The 23269-nt window shown below is 56.4% G+C and carries 40 protein-coding genes and 4 pseudogenes; 41 read left to right on the top strand and 3 right to left on the bottom strand.

The genetic code is table 11. The features are described 5' to 3' along the window. Positions 1–70: 70 nt before the first annotated feature. Positions 71–1287 (top strand): IS3 family transposase gene (locus HMPREF1267_RS11730; RefSeq protein ID WP_156906130.1). Its coding sequence is split into 2 segments (ribosomal slippage): positions 71–332 and positions 332–1287, totalling 1218 coding nucleotides; the frame shifts between segments, so codons are not numbered across the junction. Positions 1288–1290: 3 nt separating this feature from the next. Here HMPREF1267_RS11730 and HMPREF1267_RS11725 read toward each other — a convergent pair. Together HMPREF1267_RS11725 and HMPREF1267_RS11720 are read right to left on the bottom strand one after the other, a co-directional pair. Continuing rightward, complete coding sequence (locus tag HMPREF1267_RS11725) at positions 1291–1794, bottom strand: ABC transporter permease (RefSeq protein ID WP_023029418.1); 504 nt, start codon at positions 1792–1794, stop codon at positions 1291–1293. Beyond that, positions 1791–2737: pseudogene (locus HMPREF1267_RS11720) on the bottom strand (ABC transporter ATP-binding protein). Before HMPREF1267_RS11720 ends, HMPREF1267_RS11725 begins: the two are co-directional and overlap by 4 nt. Before the next feature lie 559 nt (positions 2738–3296). Here HMPREF1267_RS11720 and HMPREF1267_RS11710 point away from each other — a divergent pair. The 4 genes and pseudogenes from HMPREF1267_RS11710 to HMPREF1267_RS13435 all read left to right on the top strand — a co-directional run bounded on the left by HMPREF1267_RS11710 (position 3297) and on the right by HMPREF1267_RS13435 (position 6244). After that, positions 3297–4525: pseudogene (locus HMPREF1267_RS11710) on the top strand (IS3 family transposase). 28 nt (positions 4526–4553) lie between these two features. Then, positions 4554–4733 (top strand): annotated as a pseudogene (locus HMPREF1267_RS13055) (hypothetical protein); the annotation flags it as partial. Between the two features lie 275 nt (positions 4734–5008). Next, a pseudogene (locus HMPREF1267_RS13610) lies at positions 5009–5356 on the top strand (integrase); the annotation flags it as partial. Positions 5357–5446: 90 nt separating this feature from the next. After that, a complete protein-coding gene (locus HMPREF1267_RS13435) occupies positions 5447–6244 on the top strand; it encodes a site-specific integrase (RefSeq protein ID WP_232215150.1) in 798 nt (265 codons plus the stop codon). On the opposite strand, the gene HMPREF1267_RS11700 is transcribed toward HMPREF1267_RS13435, so the two are convergent. Further along, on the bottom strand, positions 6209–6592 hold the full coding sequence (locus tag HMPREF1267_RS11700) for a helix-turn-helix transcriptional regulator (RefSeq protein WP_023029414.1): 384 nt from the start codon (positions 6590–6592) through the stop codon (positions 6209–6211). The two genes, HMPREF1267_RS13435 and HMPREF1267_RS11700, sit on opposite strands and share 36 nt — an antisense overlap. A gap of 137 nt (positions 6593–6729) precedes the next feature. Here HMPREF1267_RS11700 and HMPREF1267_RS11695 point away from each other — a divergent pair, with 137 nt between their 5' ends. The 36 genes from HMPREF1267_RS11695 to HMPREF1267_RS11515 all read left to right on the top strand — a co-directional run bounded on the left by HMPREF1267_RS11695 (position 6730) and on the right by HMPREF1267_RS11515 (position 23261). Beyond that, positions 6730–6954, top strand: a complete 225-nt coding sequence (locus HMPREF1267_RS11695; protein ID WP_023029413.1) for a helix-turn-helix domain-containing protein — start codon at positions 6730–6732, stop codon at positions 6952–6954. 79 nt (positions 6955–7033) lie between these two features. Continuing rightward, positions 7034–7621 (top strand): hypothetical protein, encoded by a 588-nt coding sequence (locus HMPREF1267_RS11690; RefSeq protein WP_051141768.1) that lies wholly within the window; start codon positions 7034–7036, stop codon positions 7619–7621. Next, positions 7621–8709, top strand: a complete 1089-nt coding sequence (locus tag HMPREF1267_RS11685; RefSeq protein ID WP_023029411.1) for an AAA family ATPase — start codon at positions 7621–7623, stop codon at positions 8707–8709. The genes HMPREF1267_RS11690 and HMPREF1267_RS11685 overlap by 1 nt, the downstream gene beginning before the upstream one ends. A gap of 96 nt (positions 8710–8805) precedes the next feature. Continuing rightward, positions 8806–9189 carry an HNH endonuclease gene (locus HMPREF1267_RS13050; protein WP_156906129.1) on the top strand — a complete coding sequence of 128 codons (384 nt, stop codon included), beginning with the start codon at positions 8806–8808 and terminating at the stop codon, positions 9187–9189. Then, positions 9189–9722: an HNH endonuclease gene (locus tag HMPREF1267_RS12395; protein ID WP_023029409.1), complete on the top strand. Its 534-nt coding sequence runs from the start codon at positions 9189–9191 to the stop codon at positions 9720–9722. The genes HMPREF1267_RS13050 and HMPREF1267_RS12395 overlap by 1 nt, the downstream gene beginning before the upstream one ends. Further along, positions 9719–10675: a helix-turn-helix domain-containing protein gene (locus HMPREF1267_RS12390; protein WP_023029408.1), complete on the top strand. Its 957-nt coding sequence runs from the start codon at positions 9719–9721 to the stop codon at positions 10673–10675. The genes HMPREF1267_RS12395 and HMPREF1267_RS12390 overlap by 4 nt, the downstream gene beginning before the upstream one ends. After that, positions 10669–11133, top strand: coding sequence for a hypothetical protein (locus tag HMPREF1267_RS11665; RefSeq protein ID WP_023029407.1), 465 nt, complete (start codon positions 10669–10671; stop codon positions 11131–11133). The genes HMPREF1267_RS12390 and HMPREF1267_RS11665 overlap by 7 nt, the downstream gene beginning before the upstream one ends. An 82-nt stretch (positions 11134–11215) precedes the next feature. Next, positions 11216–11512, top strand: coding sequence for a hypothetical protein (locus HMPREF1267_RS11660; protein ID WP_023029406.1), 297 nt, complete (start codon positions 11216–11218; stop codon positions 11510–11512). A gap of 49 nt (positions 11513–11561) precedes the next feature. Then, complete coding sequence (locus HMPREF1267_RS11655) at positions 11562–11825, top strand: hypothetical protein (protein WP_023029405.1); 264 nt, start codon at positions 11562–11564, stop codon at positions 11823–11825. A 117-nt stretch (positions 11826–11942) separates the two neighbouring features. Beyond that, on the top strand, positions 11943–12245 hold the full coding sequence (locus HMPREF1267_RS11650) for a hypothetical protein (RefSeq protein ID WP_023029404.1): 303 nt from the start codon (positions 11943–11945) through the stop codon (positions 12243–12245). A gap of 11 nt (positions 12246–12256) precedes the next feature. After that, entirely contained in the window at positions 12257–13132 is an 876-nt protein-coding gene (locus tag HMPREF1267_RS11645; RefSeq protein ID WP_023029403.1) for a DNA cytosine methyltransferase, read from the top strand. Positions 13133–13228: 96 nt separating this feature from the next. After that, positions 13229–13483, top strand: coding sequence for a hypothetical protein (locus HMPREF1267_RS11640; protein WP_023029402.1), 255 nt, complete (start codon positions 13229–13231; stop codon positions 13481–13483). Positions 13484–13541: 58 nt separating this feature from the next. After that, entirely contained in the window at positions 13542–13925 is a 384-nt protein-coding gene (locus HMPREF1267_RS11635; protein ID WP_023029401.1) for a hypothetical protein, read from the top strand. Further along, entirely contained in the window at positions 13918–14292 is a 375-nt protein-coding gene (locus tag HMPREF1267_RS11630; protein WP_023029400.1) for a hypothetical protein, read from the top strand. Before HMPREF1267_RS11635 ends, HMPREF1267_RS11630 begins: the two co-directional genes overlap by 8 nt. After that, entirely contained in the window at positions 14285–14674 is a 390-nt protein-coding gene (locus HMPREF1267_RS11625; RefSeq protein ID WP_023029399.1) for a hypothetical protein, read from the top strand. The genes HMPREF1267_RS11630 and HMPREF1267_RS11625 overlap by 8 nt, the downstream gene beginning before the upstream one ends. After that, on the top strand, positions 14674–15000 hold the full coding sequence (locus tag HMPREF1267_RS11620; RefSeq protein ID WP_023029398.1) for a hypothetical protein: 327 nt from the start codon (positions 14674–14676) through the stop codon (positions 14998–15000). The genes HMPREF1267_RS11625 and HMPREF1267_RS11620 overlap by 1 nt, the downstream gene beginning before the upstream one ends. A 69-nt stretch (positions 15001–15069) precedes the next feature. After that, positions 15070–15351: a hypothetical protein gene (locus HMPREF1267_RS11615; RefSeq protein WP_023029397.1), complete on the top strand. Its 282-nt coding sequence runs from the start codon at positions 15070–15072 to the stop codon at positions 15349–15351. Next, positions 15344–15694: a hypothetical protein gene (locus tag HMPREF1267_RS11610; RefSeq protein ID WP_023029396.1), complete on the top strand. Its 351-nt coding sequence runs from the start codon at positions 15344–15346 to the stop codon at positions 15692–15694. Before HMPREF1267_RS11615 ends, HMPREF1267_RS11610 begins: the two co-directional genes overlap by 8 nt. After that, entirely contained in the window at positions 15687–16058 is a 372-nt protein-coding gene (locus HMPREF1267_RS11605; protein ID WP_023029395.1) for a hypothetical protein, read from the top strand. Before HMPREF1267_RS11610 ends, HMPREF1267_RS11605 begins: the two co-directional genes overlap by 8 nt. Positions 16059–16410: 352 nt before the next feature. Beyond that, positions 16411–16644 carry a hypothetical protein gene (locus tag HMPREF1267_RS11595; protein WP_034667298.1) on the top strand — a complete coding sequence of 78 codons (234 nt, stop codon included), beginning with the start codon at positions 16411–16413 and terminating at the stop codon, positions 16642–16644. Next, entirely contained in the window at positions 16641–17015 is a 375-nt protein-coding gene (locus HMPREF1267_RS11590; RefSeq protein WP_023029392.1) for a hypothetical protein, read from the top strand. Before HMPREF1267_RS11595 ends, HMPREF1267_RS11590 begins: the two co-directional genes overlap by 4 nt. Positions 17016–17178: 163 nt before the next feature. Next, the gene (locus HMPREF1267_RS11585; protein ID WP_023029390.1) at positions 17179–17574 is read left to right on the top strand and encodes a hypothetical protein; all 396 of its coding nucleotides are present in this window, start codon (positions 17179–17181) and stop codon (positions 17572–17574) included. Further along, positions 17571–17849 carry a hypothetical protein gene (locus tag HMPREF1267_RS11580; RefSeq protein WP_023029389.1) on the top strand — a complete coding sequence of 93 codons (279 nt, stop codon included), beginning with the start codon at positions 17571–17573 and terminating at the stop codon, positions 17847–17849. Before HMPREF1267_RS11585 ends, HMPREF1267_RS11580 begins: the two co-directional genes overlap by 4 nt. Positions 17850–17921: 72 nt before the next feature. After that, positions 17922–18398, top strand: coding sequence for a single-stranded DNA-binding protein (locus HMPREF1267_RS11575; RefSeq protein ID WP_023029388.1), 477 nt, complete (start codon positions 17922–17924; stop codon positions 18396–18398). A 99-nt stretch (positions 18399–18497) separates the two neighbouring features. Further along, positions 18498–18677 (top strand): hypothetical protein, encoded by a 180-nt coding sequence (locus HMPREF1267_RS11570; RefSeq protein WP_023029387.1) that lies wholly within the window; start codon positions 18498–18500, stop codon positions 18675–18677. 128 nt (positions 18678–18805) lie between these two features. Continuing rightward, positions 18806–19366, top strand: coding sequence for a WhiB family transcriptional regulator (locus HMPREF1267_RS11565; protein WP_023029386.1), 561 nt, complete (start codon positions 18806–18808; stop codon positions 19364–19366). Positions 19367–19369: 3 nt separating this feature from the next. After that, positions 19370–19846, top strand: coding sequence for a hypothetical protein (locus tag HMPREF1267_RS11560; RefSeq protein WP_023029385.1), 477 nt, complete (start codon positions 19370–19372; stop codon positions 19844–19846). Between the two features lie 83 nt (positions 19847–19929). Next, positions 19930–20112, top strand: coding sequence for a hypothetical protein (locus HMPREF1267_RS11555; RefSeq protein WP_023029384.1), 183 nt, complete (start codon positions 19930–19932; stop codon positions 20110–20112). Between the two features lie 49 nt (positions 20113–20161). Continuing rightward, entirely contained in the window at positions 20162–20488 is a 327-nt protein-coding gene (locus HMPREF1267_RS11550; RefSeq protein WP_023029383.1) for a hypothetical protein, read from the top strand. Between the two features lie 248 nt (positions 20489–20736). After that, positions 20737–21066 (top strand): WhiB family transcriptional regulator, encoded by a 330-nt coding sequence (locus tag HMPREF1267_RS11545; RefSeq protein ID WP_023029381.1) that lies wholly within the window; start codon positions 20737–20739, stop codon positions 21064–21066. A gap of 35 nt (positions 21067–21101) precedes the next feature. Further along, the gene (locus HMPREF1267_RS11540) at positions 21102–21539 is read left to right on the top strand and encodes a dUTP diphosphatase (RefSeq protein ID WP_023029380.1); all 438 of its coding nucleotides are present in this window, start codon (positions 21102–21104) and stop codon (positions 21537–21539) included. Between the two features lie 93 nt (positions 21540–21632). Continuing rightward, the gene (locus HMPREF1267_RS11535; RefSeq protein ID WP_023029379.1) at positions 21633–21812 is read left to right on the top strand and encodes a hypothetical protein; all 180 of its coding nucleotides are present in this window, start codon (positions 21633–21635) and stop codon (positions 21810–21812) included. Positions 21813–21837: 25 nt separating this feature from the next. Continuing rightward, positions 21838–22092 carry a hypothetical protein gene (locus HMPREF1267_RS11530; RefSeq protein WP_023029378.1) on the top strand — a complete coding sequence of 85 codons (255 nt, stop codon included), beginning with the start codon at positions 21838–21840 and terminating at the stop codon, positions 22090–22092. A gap of 95 nt (positions 22093–22187) precedes the next feature. Continuing rightward, on the top strand, positions 22188–22451 hold the full coding sequence (locus HMPREF1267_RS11525; protein ID WP_023029377.1) for a hypothetical protein: 264 nt from the start codon (positions 22188–22190) through the stop codon (positions 22449–22451). After that, a complete protein-coding gene (locus HMPREF1267_RS11520; RefSeq protein ID WP_023029376.1) occupies positions 22448–22837 on the top strand; it encodes a hypothetical protein in 390 nt (129 codons plus the stop codon). Before HMPREF1267_RS11525 ends, HMPREF1267_RS11520 begins: the two co-directional genes overlap by 4 nt. Then, on the top strand, positions 22830–23261 hold the full coding sequence (locus HMPREF1267_RS11515; protein WP_023029375.1) for a hypothetical protein: 432 nt from the start codon (positions 22830–22832) through the stop codon (positions 23259–23261). Before HMPREF1267_RS11520 ends, HMPREF1267_RS11515 begins: the two co-directional genes overlap by 8 nt. Positions 23262–23269: the final 8 nt, after the last annotated feature.

The raw sequence follows: 23269 nt of genomic DNA, 5'->3' as shown, positions 1-23269 counted from the left end.
CTCGGTAGGTTGAGGTTACCCTCGTTTAGTGGACACCCGATTAGTGCGGATCTTGTGTCCGTAAGAGAGGATGTTCATTGTGAGTCAACAACGCCAGAAATACACACCTGAGTATCGACGCGAAGCCGCGAACCTGGTAATCGAATCGCAGCGCCCAATTGCTCATGTAGCCAAAGAAATTGGTGTCGCACCTGGCCTTTTAGGCCGATGGGTAAAAAATGAGCGTCAACGCCGAGGATCTTCCGATGGATTAAGCGAGGCTGATCTTCGTGCTGAGAATGCTCGTCTGCGTCGTGAGCTGGCAGAAGCCAAGATGGATAACGAGTTTTTGTCAAAAGCGACAGCCTTCTTCGCCGCACAGCAACGCGATCAGAAAAGTTCGAATTAATGCAGCCAGAGAAGGCGAACTACAGCATCAAGCGCATGGCACGCTTGTTGAAGGTATCTCGGTCTGGATACTACAAATGGACCCATATACAGCAGCAACGACTATCCGGCGAAGATAATCGTGCATCATTTTACGATGATGTTGATCGCAAGATTCATCAGATTTGGAAAGACTCCGATGAGGTCTATGGTGCTCCGCGGATCACCGCAGAGCTAGGTGAGCGCTACCAGATCAGTGTGAATCGCAAGACTGTGGCCAAGCGGATGCGTCTGATGGGCATTGAAGGGATTTCACCGCGTGCTTTTGTGCCGGTGACAACGATTCAATCTAAGCGTAAGTCAAGTCTTCCTGACCTGGTCAAGCGCATGTTTGATACCGGTGAACTTAACCGGGTGTGGATGTCAGATATTACTTACCTGCGCACTGGCGAGGGCTGGTTGTACTTATGTGCGGTCCGCGATGGTCATTCCCGCAGGGTGCTGGGCTGGGCTATGGATAGCGTGCAAGATACTTCCCTGGTCGAAAAGGCCCTACGGATGGCACATACGCTGCGTGGTGACGTTCCTGACGGGCTGGTGTTTCACGCTGACCGGGGGACGCAATTTACCAGCGAGAAGCTCTGGGAGGTGTGCCGCAACCTGGGCATTGCTCAATCTGTAGGGCGTACCGGGGTGTGCTTCGATAACGCGATGGCCGAGTCGTTCTGGTCGACGCTGAAAACCGAGTTCTACGACCGGAAGCGCTGGGCCACCCGCGATGCTGCGCGTCAGGCCGTTGCCTACTGGATTGAAGTGGTCTACAACCGTCGGCGCCGGCATTCCGCTCTCGGGATGGTCAGCCCCGTCGATTTCGAAAACCACACCAGCCTAACCACCAGCAGAAAAGAAATAGCTGCCTAACCACTAGGTAGCTTGACTACGTGTCCACGATTTGCGGGCAACCCCAAGGTCACCTGTGTAGAAGATGAGTATGCCTGACATTAGCGCAGTAAGCAGGAGCGACATGATCGCTCCGGGGGTGGCCAACGCCGCAAGTATCTCGGCGCTGCGAGCTTCACCAGTGCATAATCGCTTCAGAACGCGTTCATCACGTCGCGTAGTTGTCATTGACAGAACGGAGTAGAACTGGACAAACATCAGCGCGATTAGGAAAAACACTTCCATTGAAATTGCGGTTCGTATTTGTGCGCTTGCAGGCTGTCCGTCCTCACCCATAAACTGCATCAATAGTCCCACCCCAATGGGGAATACTACAGCCATGAAAAGTAGCGTTTTGTTGCGCAGGTATTGTCGAATTTCGGCCACAGCCAAGGCTCGATAACGATTCCAGCTGGAACTCCGGTGGTTGGCATATTCCGAAGGTGACGCGTTGCCGACATTCACACGGTTGGAGGTAGCAGAGGTCATGATCGCGTTCCTTTGTAGCTAGGTTGAGGATTGTGCTCATCAGCAATACTCATGAACACCTTTTCTAAAGACGCAGGGCGAGCGGAGAATCGCTCCAACTCAAGGTGGTTTTCACGCGCCCACTCCAATATAGTGAGAGCGTCTCGGGGCAGCTGCTGTGTAGAGATCGTGTGGTATCCTCGCTCGGTGGTAACGGTAGTGCCCGGAATCCGGGGTGGGGTACGGGCAATGGATACCGTGATCTCGGCAGAAACCGAATTCACCAGTTCGGAGAGCGTACCCTCGCGGGCAACGGCTCCTTCATTCATGATGGCGATGCGATCACAAAGCAGTTCGGCCTCTTCCAAATAATGGGTGGTCAGAACCATCGTGACTCCCTGCTCCTTGAGTCGCAGGAGCAGATCCCACACATTTCTCCGGGACTCTGGATCGAGCCCCGTGGTAGGTTCGTCTAAAAACAGTAGCTCCGGATTTCCGAGCAGGGCGCAGCCGAGGTCGAGTCGACGTTGCTCGCCACCAGACAGGACCCCTACCCGAACATCAAGCCGGTGCAGTAGCTCGACGTCTGCAAGTATCTCTTCAGGATCTCTAGGATTCGAACACGTACCCTGCCACATTTTGATAGTCTCGCGTACTGTTAGCTGCGCGGGAAGCCCACCCGACTGGAGCATGATGCCCATTCTTGGACGAATGAGAGCTTTATCAACAAAGGGGTCTCTCCCAAAGACTTTGATTTCCCCAGAAGATGCAGGGGCCAGGCCTTCAAGAATCTCCAACGTGGATGTTTTTCCAGCACCATTGGTACCAAGAAGGCCAAAAACTTCGCCGCGGCTGACGCAGAAGTCAAGCCCCTTTACAGCCTGAAATTCCTTTTTCCTTTGCCGTAGCTACGGGTGAGGTTTCTGACTTGGAGGACTGTTTCACGTTTTGCTATTTCGTTCATGCCTCTATGCTGGCAAAATTTGAGTCGTTTGAATGCGGGGATTGATCACTACCTTCTATATGGAAGATCATTAGAGCAGCATGACATTTGTCATTATTAGCAATGTGGAATGGCCCGCCTTTCCATCGGTTACGAAGGATAAAGCTCATATAGCCTACGTACATTTGGCACTAGGATTCAGACGGCAGTATCGGCACAGTTGAAGCATAAGAACCATATAAACCCAAGGGAAGGCATTCTCATGAAACTTTTTCAAGACATGATTCGATTGACTCCAGCACCGACGATCCGTCGTGAGGTGGCTGTATTTTTCCTGACTGTGACAGTTCTAGCAATTTGCGCCTACTTAGCGATTGGCTCCGCCAACAGCACTCTGGTTCTTATACTGGTAAGCTTCCTCGCTGTGTATGCGACGGTCCGATTGGTTTACCGGCTACGTAACCCCATTGGACGGCGCTAGTCATCGGTGAGTGTGCTAGGAGTGGCGTCTGCGGTGGATTTATCGCAGACTGAAGCGTCCTGGGTTTAGTTCCTACCTCAGCTAAGGAAGGATTGAACTATGCCTAGAAAGTATTCCGTCGAGTTCAAGGAGAAGGCGATCCATCAGATCATCGAAATGGTCCGCCTGGAGTCCTGCGCACTGCAACGCGCCTACACGGAGGTCGGTGAGCTGCTTGGAGTATCTCACCCTACGTTGCGGGCTTGGTACCGTGACAGCGCTTCAGTACGTGATGACTCTGACGCTTCAGGCGGCGAAACAATGGAAGAAGAGCTTGGGGCGTCTGCGCCGAGAAAACCGCGAACTGAAACGAGCAAACGGGATTCTTAAGACTGCTTCGGCTTTTTTCGCAGCGGAACTCAACCGACCCTAAGACCAAATGATCTCCTACATCGACGCGTATAAAGATCAGTTTGGGGCCCGGGTCCATCTGCAGAGTCCTTAAACAAGCAGATCGTGGATTCATCACCTCACGCGGCTACCGCAAAGCCACCACACGCGTTCCCAGCGCAAGAACCTTAAGCGATAGCCTTCTCATCCCAGAAATACAGCGTGTGCATGCGCAGAATTTCTCGGTCTACGGCATCCGCAAAATGTGGCACACTATGAACCGTGAAGGCTATCATATCGGCCGCGACAAGACCGCACGTCTGATGAAACTCGCAGGTGTTTCCGGCCGCCGACGTGGACGAACCCCTGTGACAACGATTAGCCCGAAGGCACCGGATCATCGCCCAGACCTTGTACAGCGAGACTTCCGTGCGCAGGCGCCAGGCAGGTTGTGGGTTGCCGACATTACCTACGTTCGCACCCTGTCAGGATTCGCCTACACCGCATTTGTCGTGGATGTATTCAGCCGAAAAATTGTTGGTGTCGCTACACGATCGACAATGCGCACCGACGCGCTGCCGATGGAGGCTTTGGAGCATGCGTTAACGACTGCAGGGCGAATTCATGGAAACCAGTTAATTCACCATAGCGATCGGGGCAGCCAGTATGTGTCGTGGAAGTATTCCACTGCGCTAGCTGAGTCAGGAATCCGCCCGAGTGTGGGAACAGTCGGCGATTCTTACGACAATGCGCTAGCCGAAACAGTCAACGGTCTCTACAAGGCTGAACTGATTCATGCCCAAGGCCCGTGGACGTCGGTCGGAGAAGTCGAACTGGCCACCTTGCGGTGGGTGCATTGGTGGAACACCAAGCGGCTTCATGAAGCTTTGGACTACGCCACCCCACAGGAAGTAGAAACCGAGTACTATCTCACCCAGCCCATCAACACAGGGCTGTAAAAGAAGCGGAACTAAACCCAGGACGCTTCAAATCCTCATGGTCATCGCCGACAACCACGTCACCACATCACTAGCTGCGACCGGAGAAATAATCACCGAGCACTACATCGACACAGCCCGCGACTACCAAAAGCCCTACTGGAAAAAAGGCGACCCACCCCTAGAGCCAAAACACGAAAAACCGGCACCCCAGAACAAAAACAACTGAGATGCCGGTTTGTCAACGATGTCGCGACTGACCTGTCAAGCATGTCACGACTCATGACATTGGAGCCGACGACGGGAATCGAACCCGCGCCAGCAGCTTGGGAATTTGATAGCGCATCGCAGAATAGTACCAGTACAGGGTACTAATTAGTTTCAATATGTTTTATCCCGAGGTGAAACACTGTACTATGGTGTGCATTGCAGTACAGGCTGTCAGCTACCAATACAGCTACACAACCCGCCCCAGCTACAACCCCAGCTACACAACACACCATTATGCGATCTGTAAAAAACCTCCAACTCGGCTCTATATACAAGACAAAACGCGGCGACTGGCGCGCCGCCATCACCATCGGATACGACGGCAAAGGCCGACAAATACGCAGAACCACCTCAGGCAAAACTAAAGCAGAATGCCTACGCCGCCGGAACGAGCTGTACCTGCAACTCCAGCAGAAAACCACGACGCCCACCAAAGTCACCGTCGAAACGTTCATACACCAGTGGATAGACACGGCAGCACTCGAAAAATACTCACCCAACTCGCTACGAAACGTCAAAGGCCACTGTAGGAATTACATCATTCCAACGCTCGGCCAATACCAGATAAAGGACGTTGGAGCCGACGAGGTGAGAGAACTCGACCAGGCCGTCAGGAACGCCGGATGCTCCGACAGGACAGTGCAAATCGTGCACTCTACATTCTCAGCAGCTATGCGTGATGCCGTCCGGCGTGGCCTTATCGAGGTGAATCCCGTTTCCCGGGTGGATAGGCCTCGTGCGGCGTCGCATCCTCGTACTGCATTGACGGTTGACCAGGCACGGCATCTTATCCTGCATTCCTCCCGTGCGGGCGACCCGCTGGCATCATTATGGGCGGCGTACCTTTTCCTCGGGCCACGTAAGGGGGAGCTGCTGGGCCTCACCCGCGACAGGGTTTCCCTCGTGCAGGGTATGGCGCAGATTGATCTCTCGTGGGCATTATCTAGCGTGCCGTGGAGGCATGGCCGTGACTGTGGATGCCCCGATGGGGTACGGAGCGATAAGTGCCCTCTGCATGAGCATGCGGTACCGCCGGGGTATGAGTGGGAAGAGCTAAGCGGGTCGATGATTCTGGCGCGGCCTAAGACATTGACCTCGCGGCGGATTGTGCCGGTGCCAGCTCCGCTCGATGAAGTACTACGGCGCCATATCGACACGGCCCCGGGGAATGAGTGGAATCTTGTGTGGCTATCAGAGAAGGGGAGGCCGATACGTCCGGAGAGGGTGCTTAAGCGATGGAAAGCGGCGCTTCGTGACGCGGGGCTGCCGATTGTTGACCTACACACGGCGCGGCACACTGCCGCCTCCCTCCTCCGTGAATGCGGGGTGGGGCCGGAGGTTATCGCCGCTATCCTCGGGCATTCCAAGGTGGATACGACGTTTAACTACGTGCACGTTAATGCGGGTCAGACGCAGCGGGCACTGGCGGATTATTCAGCTTTCCTCGGTTTGCCGGGAGGCGATGCTTAGGCCTCGGATGAATGCGAGGGCCTCTCGCTGTAGGTGAGGCGGGAGGCGTTGCGCTTCGGCGACGATTTCGGCGTGGCAGTCCTCGGAGGTGGGGGTTGTGGTGATGTCGGCGGCATCGAAGATGCGGTTGATGGGGAGACCTACGCCCTGGGCTGCTTTGGCGAGGGCTTCGGGGGATGCGGAGATGGGGATGCGTTTGCCGTCGCGGATATTGACGCCGGTTTCGAGGCGGCGCCACCATGATTCGGAGAGGCCGGAGCGGCGGGCGGCTTCTGCTTTGGATAGGCCGCTGTGTTCGCGGGCTTGCTGGAGGAGTTGGCCGGGTAGCCATTGGTCGTGGGTTGTCATGCTTTTAGCGTATCAATCAGGCGCTTTGGTACCGGATTTTACATTAGCCAGTACCGTATAGTACTATTTAGTACAGGGCAGAGAGATACAGCCCACGCCCTGCAAGGCGAACCGCTAGTCAAAAAAGGAAACACCACATGGCTATCTACATCAAAGGCCACCCCGAAGGACTGCTCGACCTCAAAGAGGCACAGCAGTACCTCGGCGGGATAAGCCGTACCACCATCTACAGCTACATGAACCGCCCCGATCATGAAAACCGACTCATCAAAGCATCCCGCCCCGGACGCAAAGTCCTATTCACTCGCCACGACCTCGACACATTCATCAATGTGGAGCAAACACTGGCGGACGCAGCATAAAACTAGGAAAACCCCCACGGTGCTGCAACACCATAAATGTGGGGGATTCGCACCAGTCAGAAAGGAAACTGAAAACCTGATGCAACCCAATGATAACACCCCAGAGCACGCGAACGCGAAATACGACCTCGCACAGCGCGTCATCCTCCAAGCCGCCATCCTCGGCAAACTCTACGAGGTACACAAGGCAGAAAAGAAACAGCTGGAGAAAGAACTACAGCCCGGCGATAAACGCACCGTCACCAATGAGCAGGGCGTAAAACTCGGCACCGCCTCCATGAGCCAGCCGAACAAGAAAGCAGTCTGCAGCGACCGCGCCACCCTCCTCGCAATGGCCGACGAGGACGGGGCAGAAATCATCGACGCACTCCCGCCGGAGGGCGACCCCCGCCACCAAGAAATTATTGATCTCCTTTTTGAAATCCGCCCTGACCTCCTCGACTCGGGAGTCTCCAAAGCGGATGAAAAGCACCTCGCAGACAAGGTGCTAGAGAAGTGGCAAATCACCGGCGAGCTACCCGCAGGATGGGAAATTACCGACGCTTCCACGGCCCGGATGACTATCCGCAAAGGATCCGACAAGGTCGCCAAAGCATCGATTGAGCACATGATTACCGCCGCCTCCGACTCCCTCGCGGCCATCACTGACGTAAAGGAAGCCAACTAATGCGTGAATTTAAGACCCGTAAGCCCTCCGGCCGGGCATCGTTCCCCCTCGTACTCCTATCGGGACAGGAGGGTACCGGCAAGACCTGGGCGGCGGTGGAAGCCACCGCAATGGAGCAGGTAGACCGAGCTTTCTTCATTGAAGTAGGGGAGTCACAAGCCGACGCCTATGGTGCTGTGCCGGGCGCTGACTTCGAAATTATTGAGCACGACGGCACCATCCGGAATATACGTGAGGCCCTACAGTGGGCGGCGGCGCAGGAGCCAGTAGAAGGCAAATTCAATTTGCTCATCATCGACTCGATGACCCAAATCTGGCAGCTGCTGCAGGATAATGGGCAGCAGGAAGCGAACCGGCGCGCCCGCCGCAAGGGTAAGCAAATCCCAGAGGAAGGCGTCCGCCTATCAATGGACTTATGGAACCAGATTAAAGAAGTCTGGAACGGTATCCTCCAGCAGTGCCGCCACTTTCCCGGCCCCGTCCTCATGACCTCCCGCCTCGAACTCGTCACCGCGATGGACGATAAGGGCAATCCGACCCGTGATAAGCAGTGGAAGATCCAGGCGGAGAAGAACATGCCCTACAACTGCCAAGTGGTGCTACAGGCCCGCGCACCCCGCCAGTGGACGTTGACGAAGATCGCCACCACCGTACCGGAGCTGCAACTGCCGGTAGGCGGGGAGATGCAATTCAACGACTTCAGCGTGGAGAAGCTTCTCACCTCAATGGGGATTGGTGCCGACGCGGCCCCTACTACGTATGTGGAGACCCGCCCGGATGGTGAGTTCGATGAGGAGAAGCAGCGTGAGGAAGCGGAGCGTGCCGAGCGTGAAGCAGTAGAGGAGCGGCGAAAAAGTTACGTATCTACCCAGGCGCAGGGCCTAATGGATGCGGAGAAGAACCGTGACCTCGACAAGCTCAACGCGGCGCTCCGCTATTACCAACAGCAGGGTGACGGGCAGCTTGTGCAGATGGCGCAGGAGACCATCCAGCGCCTGCAGAAAGTCCAATCGCAGGAAGCGCAGGACACCGTAAAGAATGTTCTCGATGGGGAGGTAGTGGAGGACTCTAAGACCGAGGCGGCTTAAGCGCCTCCCCTCGCCCTGCCCGCCTCGCGGGTGGGGCTATTTTTAACCCCCGCATTACTGACGCCTGCAAGCGTCTACCTACAGGAAGGAAACCGAATGAAACGCACACCACTCAAGCGCACCCCGATGAAACGTCGACCCCGACGAGGCGGCTCAATGCCGCCCGAGGTGTACCGCCTAGTCATGGATAGGTCTCGGGGCCGCTGTGAGGCCGGGCTACCCGGCTGCACCGGCACGCCGGAGGAATGGCACCACCGGCAGCGCCGCCAGCGGAATAACGATCTTGTGAGCAACGGTGCCGCCCTCTGTCACGCCTGCCACGATTACATCACTCATACCTCACCGCAGGCGGGCCGCGACCTTGGCCTCATCGTGCATTCCCATCACCCTAACCCTGCGGAGGTACCGATGTGCATCCGAGGCAGTTGGGTACTCCTCGCAGAGGACGGCACGACCTCACGGACGGAGGTGCGTCCATAATGACTACATCTCAAGTTAGGTGGGCACTTGACCAGTCAGGATTATCCGATTCTCAAAAAATGCTTTTGGTCATCCTCTGCAATTCTGCAGACTCAAAAGATGATGAGCAGCGTGTGCCGATTCAGGATATTAGTAATTCTCGTGCCGATACAAGGGGGATAGAGGATGATCTGGTCGAGTTGAGTAAGAAAAAGTTCGCATTTTTCACCGGGTATGACCATAAATACTTATATTTCTGGTTGCCGTACTACGCGGCGAAATACCAGCGCCATGATGAGGAATCATCACAGGAACGGCAGAAAGCCCAGCGGAGCACTAGAGGCAGTATCTCTCCAACCAAACGATTAAGAATTTATCGGAGGGATAATTTTGAGTGCGTCGTATGCCACTCCCACCATGAGTTAACGCTCGACCATATTGTGCCATTCAGCAAAAACGGCACGGATACCGACAATAACCTTCAAACTATGTGCCGCAGCTGCAATAGGCATAAGGGTGCACGCGGCTGGAATAATGCGGAGGTGCATGCATGAGCCTCACTGCTATGCAATGGGCAATGTCGAAAGCGCCAATTAAGCGCAACGCATCTCAATGCCGTAACCGGCTCGTACTCATAGCCCTGGCCGACCGGTACAACGACGATACGGGCGTGTGCTGGCCGTCGATTAAAAGCATCTCGAAAGATATTGGGGTGTCTGTACCGACGGTACACAAGGCGATCCGCTCCCTTGAGGAGGCCGGTCTCATTACCCGGGGTAACCCGCGCTGGGTCGCCCACTTGAGGCCCGATAGGAGGCCGACTGTGTGGACGCTGAACCTCGATATGGTGAAGTCCGAGGAGGGTGGCCGTGAGGATGATAACGGCGTAGCTGAGGTGCTGGATCGGGGTGAAGACGTATTTACTCCGCAGGATGAACGGGGTAAAGACGTGTTAACTCAACGGGGTAAAGACGTCTTTAAAGCACGGGGTAAAGACGTGTTAACGGACGGGGTTAAGACGTCTTTATACAAACCCAAAGAGAACCCAAACCTTGAACCCAAAGATGAACCCAAAGATCCTTATGCCCGCCCTTCGGGCGAGCGGGCCGATGCCGAGGCGGAGCTGGTGACTGAGTTCGATGACTGGTACAAGGATTATCCACGCAAGACCGGCAAGGGAGCGGCCCGCAAGGCGTTCCTTAAGGCCCGAAAGGCGGGGGTTGAGGTAAATACCCTAAAGGACGGTTTAGAACGCTCTAAGCGCTCCTGGGCGGTGGAGAATCGGCCTAAGGACAAGCTCCCGTACCCGGCGACGTGGCTCAATGCGGAATCGTGGGACGATGAGGAAACCCGCCCGCAGGATATTCAACCGCAGCAGCCGCAGCAGGGCGGCGGTATGGACTTCGTAGACCTCCTCAATGAATCCCGCCGCCAGGAGACCGAGACGTCACGCGGGCTGGAGTACCCGGAGCACAACTGGGAATCGAGGGGTGAGCTGCCGTGGTGAACCCTAATCAGGCGCATGATGATGCGCAGGAACTCGCGGCCTACGTGCTGCAATACGGAAAGCGCCTCGCGCCGGATAGGTTCCCATCCCCATCGATGGAGGTTGTGAACGCCTGGGCCAGTGTGATGGCCGGGATGCGGTTCCCGCGTGAGGTGTGGCCGGAGGCGGTGAAACTCTGGGCCACTGAGCTGGTGGGGGAGCGTATGGTAACCCCGCGTGAAATTAAGCGGGCTGCGAAGATGGTCGTGGAGCGTTGGGAGCATGTGCCGGAGCGTAAAGCGATGCTGGACGAGCATCGTGAGGCGCGGCGTGTGGAGCGTGATAGGCAGCTAGCGGCCGGGACATTTGGGCGTGAGCGGGGTTATCGGCCGCGTGCTGTGGAGGCCCCGGTATCGCAGCCTAGTATTGAGGATATTAGGGGTATTGCGGAGCGTTTACGTGCTCATCGCACCGCATAATTTTACTATTAGTAAATAGTGGTGTATAGTAATAAATGCACCAAGAGAGAGGGGCTGCAACCCCCAGAAAGGAACACTCATCATGGGACTCACCCAAGCCACTACCTACATCGACGATGCCACCGCATACCGCATGGAAGTGCAGGGGCAAGACGCCAACGTCGAATACGAAAGCAATGGGACGGCACCCGCAGAAATCAACCCACACTGGGACACCTGCAACTCTGAATGGGAAGTCAGTGTGAAGATCAACCCCATGCACGAGTTCGCCCACCCACTCGCCCTAGGGGAGTACATCAACGAGCTGGATGACGTGGCGAAAGTCGCCGAAGATTTCCGCACCGTGCTAAACAAAAATCACCGACCACACCGCGTATAACCACATAATTCAATCCACCTGCAAGTGGACATCTTGGAAAGGAAACACCATGAAGCTCGAACACTTCGACGCTATCTTCTTCTACCTCATCGCCGGAATCTTCCTCATCGGCCTCCCCTCCCTCATTGGGGCGCAGGCATGGATCGCCCTCAACCCTCTCGTGGGGATTATCGCCGGGGGCGGCGTGCTCCTCCTCATCGTGGAGGGCGGCCGCTGGCTCCTCGACCAGGAAGGGGATACGCAGCAGGCCGAATTGGCCGAGGTTACTGACCTGAACCCGTACACCGCGGAGGAGGGGAAGAACGTTGCTTAATCAGCTGATCGACCTACTCGCTAGCTCCGCTTACACGCCGGATGGTGGTGTGGCTGACCCTAATCACCCCGTGTACGCCCTGCTGTGGGCGTTGAAACTCATCGCAGGGAGCTAGGTATGGAATACATCATTAAAGTGGTTGCTTCTGTCTTTCTTGTAGCAATTGGTCTCGCTAGTATGGTCGCAATCTACGTTGGCGGAGAAGAGGTGTTCCACTCCCACAACGATAAAAGGGGATGGGCACTTGTCGGCGGTGGGGTAACCGGCCTAATCCTGTTTGTCTCAATAGCCGTTTACGTCACCCCCAAGGGCGTGGACAATAGTGAGCATTGTGGCCCTGGTACTGAATACCGCGAATCGCGCCACTACAACCCCTCTACACGGAGCACGCACACTGACTGGTGGTGTGAGACCAAGTGAAGATCGGCTCCATGTTTGCGGGCTACAGCGGCCTAGAAATGGGTGTTATGCAGGTTCTCGACGCGGCCCCTGCTTGGTTTGCGGAGATTGACCCCGCCCCGGCCTGCATCCTCGCGCATCACTACCCGCAGGTTCCGAACCTTGGGGACGTGACCCGCGTGGACTGGGGGAGCGTGGAGCCAATCGATATTCTCACCGTAGGTTATCCTTGTCAGCCCTTTTCGCAGGCAGGTCACCGTAAAGGAACGAACGATGAAAGGCATCTTTGGCCCTATGTCTTCGACGCAATTAAGTATCTTCGACCACGCGCCGCATTCTTCGAAAATGTACGCGGCCACCTCACATTGGGACTCGCCGAAGTGTTGGAAGATCTTGCCAGCATCGGGTGGGATGCGCAGTGGACATGTGTACGAGCATCCGAGGTGGGAGCGTCACACCACCGGGAACGGCTTTTCATACTTGCCTACCCCAACGGCAAGCGACCACAAGCGAGCGGACTCGCCCGCCGACCAGCGCCGCAAATCACCTGGGATAACGACCTGCTCGACACATTGGCCGGGCTTAGTCGCGCCGCCGACATCGACCATGAGATGAAACTGCGATGGGGCGATACCGCCCCCGCAATCTTCACCTGGGCCATGGCGACCGGCCACGAACCGCCGCCCATAGTCATCGACCACCCCGACCGGCAACTGCACCCACGGTTCCCCGAATCACGCGCCGCCACCAATCCCGAGTTCATTGAGTGGCTCATGGGCCTGCCCGCGGGGTGGGTGACCGAGGTGCCGGGCCTCACCCGTAATCAGCAGATTAAAGCGCTTGGTAATGGGGTGGTGCCGCAGTGCGCGGCGGCGGCGGTTCGGGGGATGATATGTGATTTAACCTAATCTTCACACATAATTTTACAAACCGTAAATAGTGGGGTATAGTAATAAACGTACCAAGAAAAAAGGGGCTGCAACCCCTCACAGAAAGGAAACACCATGAACGCCGTATGCGAAGTAACCATCTTCCACGATCACAACCAGCCCGCCAGCACTCACATCGTCACCATCAGCCCAGACGATGACGACCTCCGATACGCGATTCACTGCGGCTACTACGAAGCCCAAAACCCGCAAAAATTCGAAGCGGCACTCGCTGACATGGGCGAAATCCTCGACATCGAAGTCCTTGACACCGACGAGCCGGTAGGGAACTGCGACGCAGCCTACGACATGTGGAAAGACGGAATCTAAACACCCAGCCCCGCCAATAACGCGGGGCAAACACCCACACCACCAAAGGGAAACAACAATGTTCGACCATTCCAAAGAAGAAATCCAAGTAGCGCATAGCGCACTTTTGCAGCTAGTTCGCTTAGCATCCATTACCGACCCCAGTATTAAAAAGAAACAAGCAGCCCTCGAATGTAGCCGGGCGATCCGCAAAATCCTCCCAGACGTACCCATTGACACATTGGACGATGTTCCGTGGAACGTGGATGAATTGCTTTTTGCAGAGGTAGAAAACATCAGAACGGGGGAGCTGGGCATGCTGCTCGCCTATGACGTAAGGCTCGACGGTGAGAGGTTTATATACGTCAATCATTTCGACGACAAAATCAGCCGCTACTCACCAGAAATGCTCACCCTCACAGGCGAAAAATACAACCTCAAAAAGGAGACCCCTAATGACTGACCCCACCCGCCAAGAAATCCTGGACGCGTACAGCGCACTAGAGGAGCTGAAGAATGTAGCTTTGAGCGCAGCCGACTTCTGCGGCGACACAGAGAAGTTCTTGATGTGGAAGAACGAGATTCTGAAAGCCCTCCCGCCCAAGCCACAACCCACAATGGCCGAAATCGAATGGGACGACGAGAAGCACTACCTCGCAGAAGCCACGAGCGACCAGTTTGGCCGCGTCATAATGCTCCGAAAAGGCAAAGAAGGCTACATCGAATTTATCGTTCCCGGCGAGCCAGAATGCGGAACGCTTGTAGCATACACCGAGTATCTCACCCCGACTGGTCGCCGCTACACACTAAAGGAAATTGACAATGACTAAAAATAGCTTCGCTAAAAAGCTAATGCAGGACATCCAAAACAGGACTGGCATGACTTCCGAAGAGTTAAACCATCATATGAAAATGGCCCTGAATAACCTCGTGAATAATCGCGAAGAAGTCATGACTAACTACCGGAAAATGCTCGAAAAATCTATGCCGCAAGGCCGAACAATGCACGATATTGATTGGGTTGAAAGTGAACATAAGTTCGCAGAAGCCGCAGGCCCAGCGCAGTCGAAAAACGTCATGCTAGATAAAGACCCAGAAAATGGTCTAATCACCGTCGCCCAATACTGCGGCAATGAGTGGCTTATAAAGCACCTACCACCGAAATGGCTCGCACCCACCGGCCGACGCTACGTACTCCAAGAGGAGAAATAATGACCCCGAAAGAAACCGCTATTTCAACCGTTGAAAAGTTCTTTGAGCTTCTGGGATGCCACGTGCAAGTTAACGATTTCTGGGAAAGCCACGGTGGCATAGATTGCATCGTGCACGACTATCAACTGCACGACTACCAAGGCCCCTACACGATAGTCGGCTCATCATTCGAAGGCTCGCAAGACACCATCAGTGTAAATGTCTACGACCTCGAGGATGATGCCAAGCGAGACCACGTATTGCGTGTCAGTAGAGTCACCCCGGAATTGGCGGTGAAATTCACCCGGGAAGCAATTAACGCTTACGAGCAAGAGCTAGCGGAATGAGAAAACCGCGTCATCACAATCGTGAGCGGACGCGGTGTACACCCACAAGCCTACAACACCAGGAGAATCATGCCCGAACCCATGCTGCTACCACATGACCAGCACATCATCGTGAGCGCAATGCGCCACTGCCGTGAAAGGCAATCCCTCCTCCTCCGACGCACCACCAGGTGGGTCATGGAGCACTGGGATGAACTTCACTTCACCGCCCAGATGCAGCTCGCCCAAGATGTCCACATGGACCTCCACCTACGCGAGGAAGCAACGCAGGAAGAAAAAGCCCAGCTCACCCGCGAACAACCAGAGTGGGAAGCATATCTGGACTTCATCGAAAGGAAAATGAATGACTGACCTCACCACCACCCAGCTCCAGCGTCTACTCGACCAATCCACACCAGGGCCATGGGAAGAGTCAAGTATGTATTCCGACGGTGAGCCCCGAGCGGATTCGTCCCGCGAAATAATAAGCGCTGCCGGGAAGTACATGGGAATCATGCACGAGCCAGACGTGCGCCTCGCCACTCTCGCCCCAGAACTCGCGGAAGAAGTCCTACGGATGCGAAGCGAGCTTGACGCCATGAGAAGGGCCTGGCTATCTGTCGTAAACGACCTTCAGCGAATGACTATCGAGAAAGACCTTGCCGCCCAAGTGCTCGTCCACATCGACTCAATCCTAGGAGAAACCAATGACTGATACTGTTCGCAAAGCCGCTGATATTCTCTATCAGCGCTCAGGGGTGGAGGGACATGCCGCTCAGACAGCTTGCCAAGAGCACGCGCAAGCACTTCATGACGCAGGCCTACTCGCACCAGACCTACCCACGTTGCGCCACGATTACGACAGTATCGAAGTGCCAGTGCGCTACTCCCTCATAAACATAGGGGATGACTCCGAGCGGTATGACGACGATAGTGCTCTCGTCGGGGTCTGGGCCGGGGATGTCAAATTCTTACTCGGCGGATATAACGAGGCGTCGGCCTACATGAGCACTGAGCAGGCCCGCCAGTTCGCCCTCGCCCTACTAGCAGCAGCCAACCACGCAGAGGAGGAAGCATGAGCCGGTGGAAAGTAGACCGTCGAGTTATCTCCTATCCAAGAAGGAGGGTTATATGGGCGGCCTGCTGTGACGGCAAAAAGCGAATATTTGCTACCTGGCGTGGGGCCATGGCCTACGCCGACCAGCGCGCCCGCACAATCGAGGTCACACTACCGCGATACCCACTGCCGCTAGAGATACCAGGGGAGGAGGGCGACACGACAATAGTCGTCGAACATCAATCGGAAGAGGATAGCGTCTCCATCAAAGACGATTTTCAGGACGATACAATATTGCTGCGCCGATTCGAGCTCCAGCCCTTAGCCCTAGCGCTACTGGCAGAAGCCCAATACGGAGAGCAAGCATGCCCCCGATGACACCCGGAGAAGCGCAGCGCTGGCTCGAAGAGGAGCTATACGAAGGCCGCGTGCCACAAGTGCACGTACGCCGCGCCCTACGAACCATCGCAGACATGGACACCGAAACCCTCACAACCCAACCCCACCCACGCGGAAGCTGGAATGGCGACGCGAAAGACCCGCACTATTTCGACACCCCACCCGGCACCCTCATGTACCGCCACGTCACAGAATGGAGTGAAGCATGAAAACACTCGCAGACATGACCGAAGAGGAACGGGCCGAATGCGTAGGCATGTGGTGCGGATACAATCGCCACCTCAAAGGCGGTAAACCGCAAGATTTTGTAATCATGATTGAAGACATTAACGAAGCGGGCCGCGTCTCATGCATCAACCCCGGAGCACCAGAACCTAAAGCATGGGCACCAGACCCATGGATGCTCACACCGCGATTTGACCTACCTCGCGCCTGGCACCCCGACGGACAACCACCACAAGGCGAATGGGAAGACGACTACACCGACTCCGACGGCATCACCCTCACCACAGGCGAAGACCTGAACGTAGGCCCACACCAAGAAATCCGCCGATGGATAGGGGACTGGGAGGAAGCATGAACCCAATCATTGTTGCCGGGGCGTGCGCCGCCACATTCAGCGCCACCGTCCTAGGCCTAATTCAAGTCTCCAGGCGGGCAAAATGGAGACAGAAACCCGACCTCACCCCCACCCTCACCTACGCCGCACTAGCAGCCATTCTGTGGATAGGAGCCACCACGCTATGACTAAAACCCTCGCAGACATGACACCACAAGAGCGCGCAGAATGCGTCGGAATGTGGTGCGACTACACCGACCCAATACTAAAAACCGGGACGGAACAATGGATTATTGCTGGTACAGCAACCCCCACCCGCCTTAGAAAAGAAGAGCCACGCGTACCCTGCGTCCTACTCGTCAAGCCAGGACGGCATCACCCATTTCTCTGCAACGCCAAACTAGACGAAGTAGCCCCGCTCTACGACCTGCCTCGCGCCTGGGCACCAAACGGCCAGCCGCTAGCAGGGAAATGGGAATACGCCGAATACCTCGGCGACCACTACGGCATGACCGACGTATTCTACTTCGACGGAGACCCCACCCACCGCCAGTGGAAAAGCGACTGGGAGGAGTTATGAGCGAACCGGAGGTAGAAGGAGGGGGGTGTGGAAAGATGGTCGATATGAGCATGAGCGAGCAGGAACTGCAGGATAGAAAAAAGAAATTTGAAGACGAGGCCGTCGCTACCCATGAGGAAATTCTCACTCTACACAGTCAGATAGAGGAAGCGAAGAAACGTCGAACGGCGGCGTTCCGGAGGGCGAAAGCCGCTGGGGTGCCAGCCAGTATCTTGGCGGAACGCACGGGAATCTCACGGCCGCTGGTGACCCGTATCCTCGCGGGAGACCGGTAACACCACCTTGGGGCTGCAACCCCACCATCATGGCGGCGATGACCGCCGCACCACATCAGAAAGGATACTCTTATGGCAAACACAACCATTCAAGGCAACCTGGGCAAGGCCCCAGAACTGAAGCAGACCCAGCAGGGTAAATCAATGACGCGGCTTAGCGTGGCGTGGAGTGAGCGCCAGCGCGACCGCAATGGAGAGTATTTTGACGGCCCGACCGTGTGGGTCTCCGCCACCGTATTCGGCCGTCAGGCGGAGCACGCCTGCGGCACATTCGGCAAAGGCGACCGAGTTATCGTCACCGGCGACCTCAAGCCGGAGGTATGGAACTCAGACCAGGGGGAGCAAACCGTATTCACCATGATGGCGCAGCACGTCGGCGTATCCATGATTGGGCAGGAGGCGCAGGTTAGCCGTGTATCCGCGCAGAATAATGGTGGAGGGTACGCCTCGAACGGCGCTTCCGGTGGTACGCAGGGTGATCCGTGGAACTCGCAGCCGCGTTCCGAGACCGGTGGTTTCGGTGGTGGGGGTTCCGAACCTCCGTTCTAAGCAGCGGTAAACCGGAATCGTGGGGGTGGAGCACCCGGCGCATGTCGCTAGGGTGTTCTATTCTTGTGGTCACTAATTTTCGACGAGCAGGAGACGTGAATGGAGCGCATTAGCACCCCGATGGGGACATTGACCGTGTCTAATTTCTCGGACGATACGCCGGGGGATGAGTATTCTGTAGTCACCCTTGATGCTGGTGGGTCGCAGTTTGATTTGAATCGTGAGGAAGCGGGCCAGTTGATTGAGGCGCTGCAGTCGAACCTCACACGGATGGGGTAGGAGGGGCACCCCCAACCTGTTCGATGGAGTCCGCACCGATACATGTGTGCGGACTTTATTGGTACATAGGATCGAGGCAACAAAAATAGGCAGGGACAACCCCAACCACCCCTTTTTAGGAGCCTCACGTGCCCACCCAGGCCGCCTGCCACAAGACTAAAAACACCGCATTCATCAACCCTAACGCCGCGAACCCCGCCGCTGTCCGCGCCGCCATCACAATGTGCGAGCAATGCCCGATACGACGGGAATGCGCACAAAATGCCCTCACCTCCGGCAGTGGCCTCAATGACTCCGGCACCGCCCCCGCCTCCGATGTAATCCAGGCCGGGGTGGTGTGCTACGGCGATTTTGAGACGATGATGCGACTCTCCCAGATAGCGGAGCGGGAGGAGGTACCGACGGCGGCGCGGGAGCAGCGCGCCCAGGCCCCAGATCGCTGTAGGAACTGTCACCAGCCGATGGTGAAGTGGCACCGCGCCATCACCCCCGACGGCTATGTGAAGCACTATGCGAGGGGCTTCTGTACCGAGTGCCGGTCGGCTTATACCGCATGGAAGCGGGAGAACAATGTGGGTAGCGCCCACCGGGGCTTGCGGAAGCACATCGACCGGAGGAGGCATAGTGCCCCGCCGAAGCGGAATACTGTCCTCGCGGTGCAAATGCCACTTTTTGAGGCGGGGATGTAGGTCATGCTTGAGTATCCGCCGATGGTGATGACTTATCCCGAGGATCTGACTTTCTGGAAGCGGGTTGAGCTGCCGTGGTCTAAGCCGCCGTTGTCGATGAATGATGCGTCGCCCGCGTCGCGGGGTGCGGTGTATGGGCGTGCTGCGGCGAAGCGGGAGATTCAGGAGACCCTGCACCTATTAGGCCGGGGGCTGCGTATGCCGGAGGGGAAGCGATATCTGCTGGTGCAGATGAATTACCGCGTGCCAGATAGGCGACGGCGGGATACGGATAATGTGACGGCCTCTAGTAAGCCCCTTATGGACGCTTTGGCGGGCGGATCGAAGCGGATTCCCGGGCTGGGGATCGTGGAGGATGATACCCCGTATTTTATGGGGAAGCCGGAGCCCATTTTGTGGCCTCCAGAGCGGGGTAAGCAGGGGAAATTGTGGGTTGATTTATGGGTGGCGGAGGGGCCTCCAAAACCTTATTTCACCTAACCAACACGCATGATTTTACAAAATGTAAACGGTGGGGTATAGTAATAAATGTAAGCAAGAGAGCACAAAGAAAGGCTAAAACAATGACCACCTACACCACCAAGAACGACGCCATCCAGTACGAAATCATCGAACCACTCGGCGAATGGGCCAAGGAGCACAACATCGACGCCATCGCAGACGAACTCATCACCTCCACCGATACCGGCTTCCGCATCGATGACACCAAAGACTTCTGGGACGTAGTCGCCAACAACTCCCTATAACCCCCACCCCTCGCCTGCAAGCGAAGCGCCAGTCAGAAAAGGAAACATCATGGAAATCATCAAACTCACCCACCCCCAAAAAATGCTACTCGCCTGGGCCGCCATCAATAATGAACGCGGCGACGATGGAGCCCTCCGCATCGAAGGCAAAAGCACTCTCGTGAAAAACAGCCTCGTAGCAAAAGGGATCGCCCGCCGCATCGACGGCAGCCGGGTAGACCAGTGGGGCCACCGGTACACCACCAGAGACTGGTACATCAAACCCGAGTACGAACCACTCTGCCACTCCCTCAGGGAGTACGAAGAAGCTCACGATACGCCCACCCTCGGGCCGAGCAGCCTCACCCCCGAAGAATGGAACCAAGTAGCCGGATAACCCCTCCGGCCCCCCGGGGAGGGGCGCGCATTCCCCACGATTGGCAACCAGCTAATTCTAAGACACCAAGCTGCAACACCAACCCATAATCACGCGCACCAACCGCAACCCACCACACGCCATAATCACCCGCAGGAGATACCACCATGAGCAAGTCAAAGCACAACCCGAAGAACATGTCCCAGCCACGCCACGCCGCTGACCTCATCCGCAAGCACCGCCGCAAGGCCGCAGAATAAGACCCCATTATGAGCAACACCCCGTTTGAGCCTGAAACCAGCACCGAGCCAGAGAACTGGTGGAACCGCGCCAAATGCCGGAATGATGACCCCAACCGGTACGACCTGGATCGCGACCGGAGTATCCGCCGGGATGAGAAAGGCCGCATAGCGGAGGAGCTATGCGAGGGGTGCCCGGTGCTCGCTGAATGCGCCGCTGATGTGTTGGAAAATAATAATATTGGCCTCGTCCGAGCGGGGCTATGGTTCCCGTGCCCACCCAAGGACTGCCCACCCGGTAAGGAGGCGCGGGAGCGGGAGCTGTACCGGCGGGCCGCACCAGCCCTGGCACAGGCCTAATGTAAACAATTTTTACGATAGGAAGGATATTTTTGATGCTGACGATTCCATTCATGCTGGAGGATGGGGCGCGGGAGCCGCGCCGCGCTCACCCCGATGATGCCGGGTTTGACCTCGCCATCATTGAGCGCACCCGGGTACCGATGGGTGGGCATACGGTGGCCGATACTGGGGTGCGGGTGAATATCCCCGCCGGGTACGTGGGGAAGCTATTTGTGCGTTCCTCCGTTGGGGTGAAGCGGCACGTGTGCCTATCGAATGGCACGGGGATTATTGATGCGGGCTACACGGGGACGATTAAGGCGAGCTTGCATAATGAGTCGCGGGATCCAGTGTGGTTTCATGCGGGGGAGTTTGTACTGCAGCTGGTGGTGGAGGAGTTGCCTCGGGTGGAGCTACAGCGGGTTGATGCGCTGGGGGAGTCGGAGCGTGCTGAAGACGGGTTTGGCTCATCGGGTAATGGCCTGCAATAACCCTATTATTTTACAAAATGTAAACCATGGGGTATAGTAGATCATGTAAGCAAGAGAGCAAGGGGGCTGCAACCCCCACAGAAAGGAAACACCATGAACTACAAGCAAGAAATCACCAACAAGAAGAATGAATACAACACCATCATCACCGAGCGCAACAATGCCACCAGCCGCGAAGAATATAACTACCACCAAGCACGCGCAGACCGCGCAGCCCGCCAAATCGCAGAGCTTCAAAACGAAGCCATGAACGCCGCAATCGCAGCCCTCTAAATCACCACAACACCAAAGGGAAACCATGAACTACAACATTCAACCAAGCTACAAAGTCACCGATAAGGGCCTCCTCCACGCCGACGATTCCCGTACCGTCACCAACGAGGATGGGGCCGTAATTGCCACCGCATCCCTAACCGAATGGAACAGCACCGCAACAATCACCATCTTCAAGAAAGATGACGATTTTGAAATCAAGCAAGCACTTTGCGAATCCCCCGACCAACTCGATGAAGTAATCCGCAAGGTAATCGACCCAATACGTGGCGAAGCCTAATCACCAAAGTTAGCCCGACTGGCAGGCGGGGGAGTTCAAGCCTCCCCACGGGCACCACGGCCACTGCAATGGCCCCAATACAGAAAGGAACCGCCATGGGGCACACCCTCATCACCCAATCCATAGCCAACCTCGCCGCCTCCGTCGGCCTCCGCACCGCCCCCACAAGCACCGGCCCAATCATTTACACCGGGCCGGACACCTACTTCAAGCTCGACTCCACCACCGGCGAAGCCTGGGGCGCTGATACCCACTACAACCAGTACTACTACGCACTCAACGAGCCAGCGGATATCGGCCAATGCGTCGCTACCCTCCTCCACATCGCCGCCGAAAACAATGAGGAGGAAGCAGCATGAGCACCAACCTGTCAACCCTCCTCGATAAGCACCGCACACTCCTCGAACTCCGCACCGACCCTGACCTCAAAACCCGCATCGTCTGCTACCACACACCCCGCCACCTCGAACGCCGCATAATCGAACGAGCCGAACTTTTCGAAACCTCCGCCAACACCGTATTTACCGACATCATCCTCCAAGGCCTCGTAACCCCACCCCCACCAGTCTTTACAGGGCAAACGCCCGCCAGTAGCAAGGTCTCCATCCAACGCACCTGGCGCCTCCCAGCCGCCGCTGCCACCGCCGTCACTGACCTCGCTAAGGAACGCGGAATCACCCAATCCCAACTCGTCACCGACATCATCACCCGACACCTACAGGGCACAAGGCGGGTACATGCATAACCCGGCAGAGGCCACCAGGGCGGAGCTGGAGAACCTCTACAAGAAACACCACGCCTACAACCGCCTCCGCACCGACCCGGCTATCCGTGAGGTCACCGCCACTACACTATGGCTCCACCCCACCCTCCTCGCAGACGTACAGTCCTTGGCGGAGAGGCGCGGCATCTACCCCAACGCCCTCATTATCGAGGCCCTCGCCTGGGGCGTGTATGCCGGAACCTCCACCAGCAATGAGGAGCTACGCCTCGCCTCCGGTAAGCGGGATGGCGGCATGGATAGGGGCCTCCGCTGCCCGGTGCCGCTACTCCGACACCTCAAGTGGCGCGCCGCGAGGGAGGGCCAGCCGTTGAGTGAAGTGGCCTCCATCATCCTCGCCAAATACCTCCACAAGGCCGGAGCGCTCACCACCATAACCACAGCCTGACCTCACCA

The organism is Corynebacterium sp. KPL1824 (assembly GCF_000478095.1).
GTDB lineage: Bacteria > Actinomycetota > Actinomycetes > Mycobacteriales > Mycobacteriaceae > Corynebacterium > Corynebacterium accolens.
This window is presented reverse-complemented; position numbering and strand designations above follow the sequence as displayed.

Coding starts and splice junctions, on each gene's coding strand:
- HMPREF1267_RS11575 (WP_023029388.1), top strand. CDS start 17,922: ATGGCAAACACAACCATTCAAGGCAACCTGGGCAAGGCCCCAGAACTG.
- HMPREF1267_RS11595 (WP_034667298.1), top strand. CDS start 16,411: ATGACACCCGGAGAAGCGCAGCGCTGGCTCGAAGAGGAGCTATACGAA.
- HMPREF1267_RS11725 (WP_023029418.1), bottom strand. CDS start 1,794: ATGACCTCTGCTACCTCCAACCGTGTGAATGTCGGCAACGCGTCACCT.
- HMPREF1267_RS11650 (WP_023029404.1), top strand. CDS start 11,943: ATGGAATACATCATTAAAGTGGTTGCTTCTGTCTTTCTTGTAGCAATT.
- HMPREF1267_RS11520 (WP_023029376.1), top strand. CDS start 22,448: ATGAGCACCAACCTGTCAACCCTCCTCGATAAGCACCGCACACTCCTC.
- HMPREF1267_RS11535 (WP_023029379.1), top strand. CDS start 21,633: ATGAACTACAAGCAAGAAATCACCAACAAGAAGAATGAATACAACACC.
- HMPREF1267_RS11660 (WP_023029406.1), top strand. CDS start 11,216: ATGGGACTCACCCAAGCCACTACCTACATCGACGATGCCACCGCATAC.
- HMPREF1267_RS13050 (WP_156906129.1), top strand. CDS start 8,806: ATGAAACGCACACCACTCAAGCGCACCCCGATGAAACGTCGACCCCGA.
- HMPREF1267_RS11605 (WP_023029395.1), top strand. CDS start 15,687: ATGACTGATACTGTTCGCAAAGCCGCTGATATTCTCTATCAGCGCTCA.
- HMPREF1267_RS11545 (WP_023029381.1), top strand. CDS start 20,737: ATGAGCAACACCCCGTTTGAGCCTGAAACCAGCACCGAGCCAGAGAAC.
- HMPREF1267_RS11590 (WP_023029392.1), top strand. CDS start 16,641: ATGAAAACACTCGCAGACATGACCGAAGAGGAACGGGCCGAATGCGTA.
- HMPREF1267_RS11550 (WP_023029383.1), top strand. CDS start 20,162: ATGGAAATCATCAAACTCACCCACCCCCAAAAAATGCTACTCGCCTGG.
- HMPREF1267_RS11630 (WP_023029400.1), top strand. CDS start 13,918: ATGACTGACCCCACCCGCCAAGAAATCCTGGACGCGTACAGCGCACTA.
- HMPREF1267_RS11690 (WP_051141768.1), top strand. CDS start 7,034: ATGCAACCCAATGATAACACCCCAGAGCACGCGAACGCGAAATACGAC.
- HMPREF1267_RS11615 (WP_023029397.1), top strand. CDS start 15,070: ATGCCCGAACCCATGCTGCTACCACATGACCAGCACATCATCGTGAGC.
- HMPREF1267_RS11515 (WP_023029375.1), top strand. CDS start 22,830: ATGCATAACCCGGCAGAGGCCACCAGGGCGGAGCTGGAGAACCTCTAC.
- HMPREF1267_RS11560 (WP_023029385.1), top strand. CDS start 19,370: ATGCTTGAGTATCCGCCGATGGTGATGACTTATCCCGAGGATCTGACT.
- HMPREF1267_RS12395 (WP_023029409.1), top strand. CDS start 9,189: ATGACTACATCTCAAGTTAGGTGGGCACTTGACCAGTCAGGATTATCC.
- HMPREF1267_RS11655 (WP_023029405.1), top strand. CDS start 11,562: ATGAAGCTCGAACACTTCGACGCTATCTTCTTCTACCTCATCGCCGGA.
- HMPREF1267_RS11585 (WP_023029390.1), top strand. CDS start 17,179: ATGACTAAAACCCTCGCAGACATGACACCACAAGAGCGCGCAGAATGC.
- HMPREF1267_RS11700 (WP_023029414.1), bottom strand. CDS start 6,592: ATGACAACCCACGACCAATGGCTACCCGGCCAACTCCTCCAGCAAGCC.
- HMPREF1267_RS11610 (WP_023029396.1), top strand. CDS start 15,344: ATGACTGACCTCACCACCACCCAGCTCCAGCGTCTACTCGACCAATCC.
- HMPREF1267_RS11625 (WP_023029399.1), top strand. CDS start 14,285: ATGACTAAAAATAGCTTCGCTAAAAAGCTAATGCAGGACATCCAAAAC.
- HMPREF1267_RS13435 (WP_232215150.1), top strand. CDS start 5,447: ATGCGTGATGCCGTCCGGCGTGGCCTTATCGAGGTGAATCCCGTTTCC.
- HMPREF1267_RS11635 (WP_023029401.1), top strand. CDS start 13,542: ATGTTCGACCATTCCAAAGAAGAAATCCAAGTAGCGCATAGCGCACTT.
- HMPREF1267_RS11580 (WP_023029389.1), top strand. CDS start 17,571: ATGAGCGAACCGGAGGTAGAAGGAGGGGGGTGTGGAAAGATGGTCGAT.
- HMPREF1267_RS11530 (WP_023029378.1), top strand. CDS start 21,838: ATGAACTACAACATTCAACCAAGCTACAAAGTCACCGATAAGGGCCTC.
- HMPREF1267_RS11525 (WP_023029377.1), top strand. CDS start 22,188: ATGGGGCACACCCTCATCACCCAATCCATAGCCAACCTCGCCGCCTCC.
- HMPREF1267_RS11620 (WP_023029398.1), top strand. CDS start 14,674: ATGACCCCGAAAGAAACCGCTATTTCAACCGTTGAAAAGTTCTTTGAG.
- HMPREF1267_RS11555 (WP_023029384.1), top strand. CDS start 19,930: ATGACCACCTACACCACCAAGAACGACGCCATCCAGTACGAAATCATC.
- HMPREF1267_RS11570 (WP_023029387.1), top strand. CDS start 18,498: ATGGAGCGCATTAGCACCCCGATGGGGACATTGACCGTGTCTAATTTC.
- HMPREF1267_RS11695 (WP_023029413.1), top strand. CDS start 6,730: ATGGCTATCTACATCAAAGGCCACCCCGAAGGACTGCTCGACCTCAAA.
- HMPREF1267_RS11540 (WP_023029380.1), top strand. CDS start 21,102: ATGCTGACGATTCCATTCATGCTGGAGGATGGGGCGCGGGAGCCGCGC.
- HMPREF1267_RS11645 (WP_023029403.1), top strand. CDS start 12,257: ATGTTTGCGGGCTACAGCGGCCTAGAAATGGGTGTTATGCAGGTTCTC.
- HMPREF1267_RS11685 (WP_023029411.1), top strand. CDS start 7,621: ATGCGTGAATTTAAGACCCGTAAGCCCTCCGGCCGGGCATCGTTCCCC.
- HMPREF1267_RS12390 (WP_023029408.1), top strand. CDS start 9,719: ATGAGCCTCACTGCTATGCAATGGGCAATGTCGAAAGCGCCAATTAAG.
- HMPREF1267_RS11640 (WP_023029402.1), top strand. CDS start 13,229: ATGAACGCCGTATGCGAAGTAACCATCTTCCACGATCACAACCAGCCC.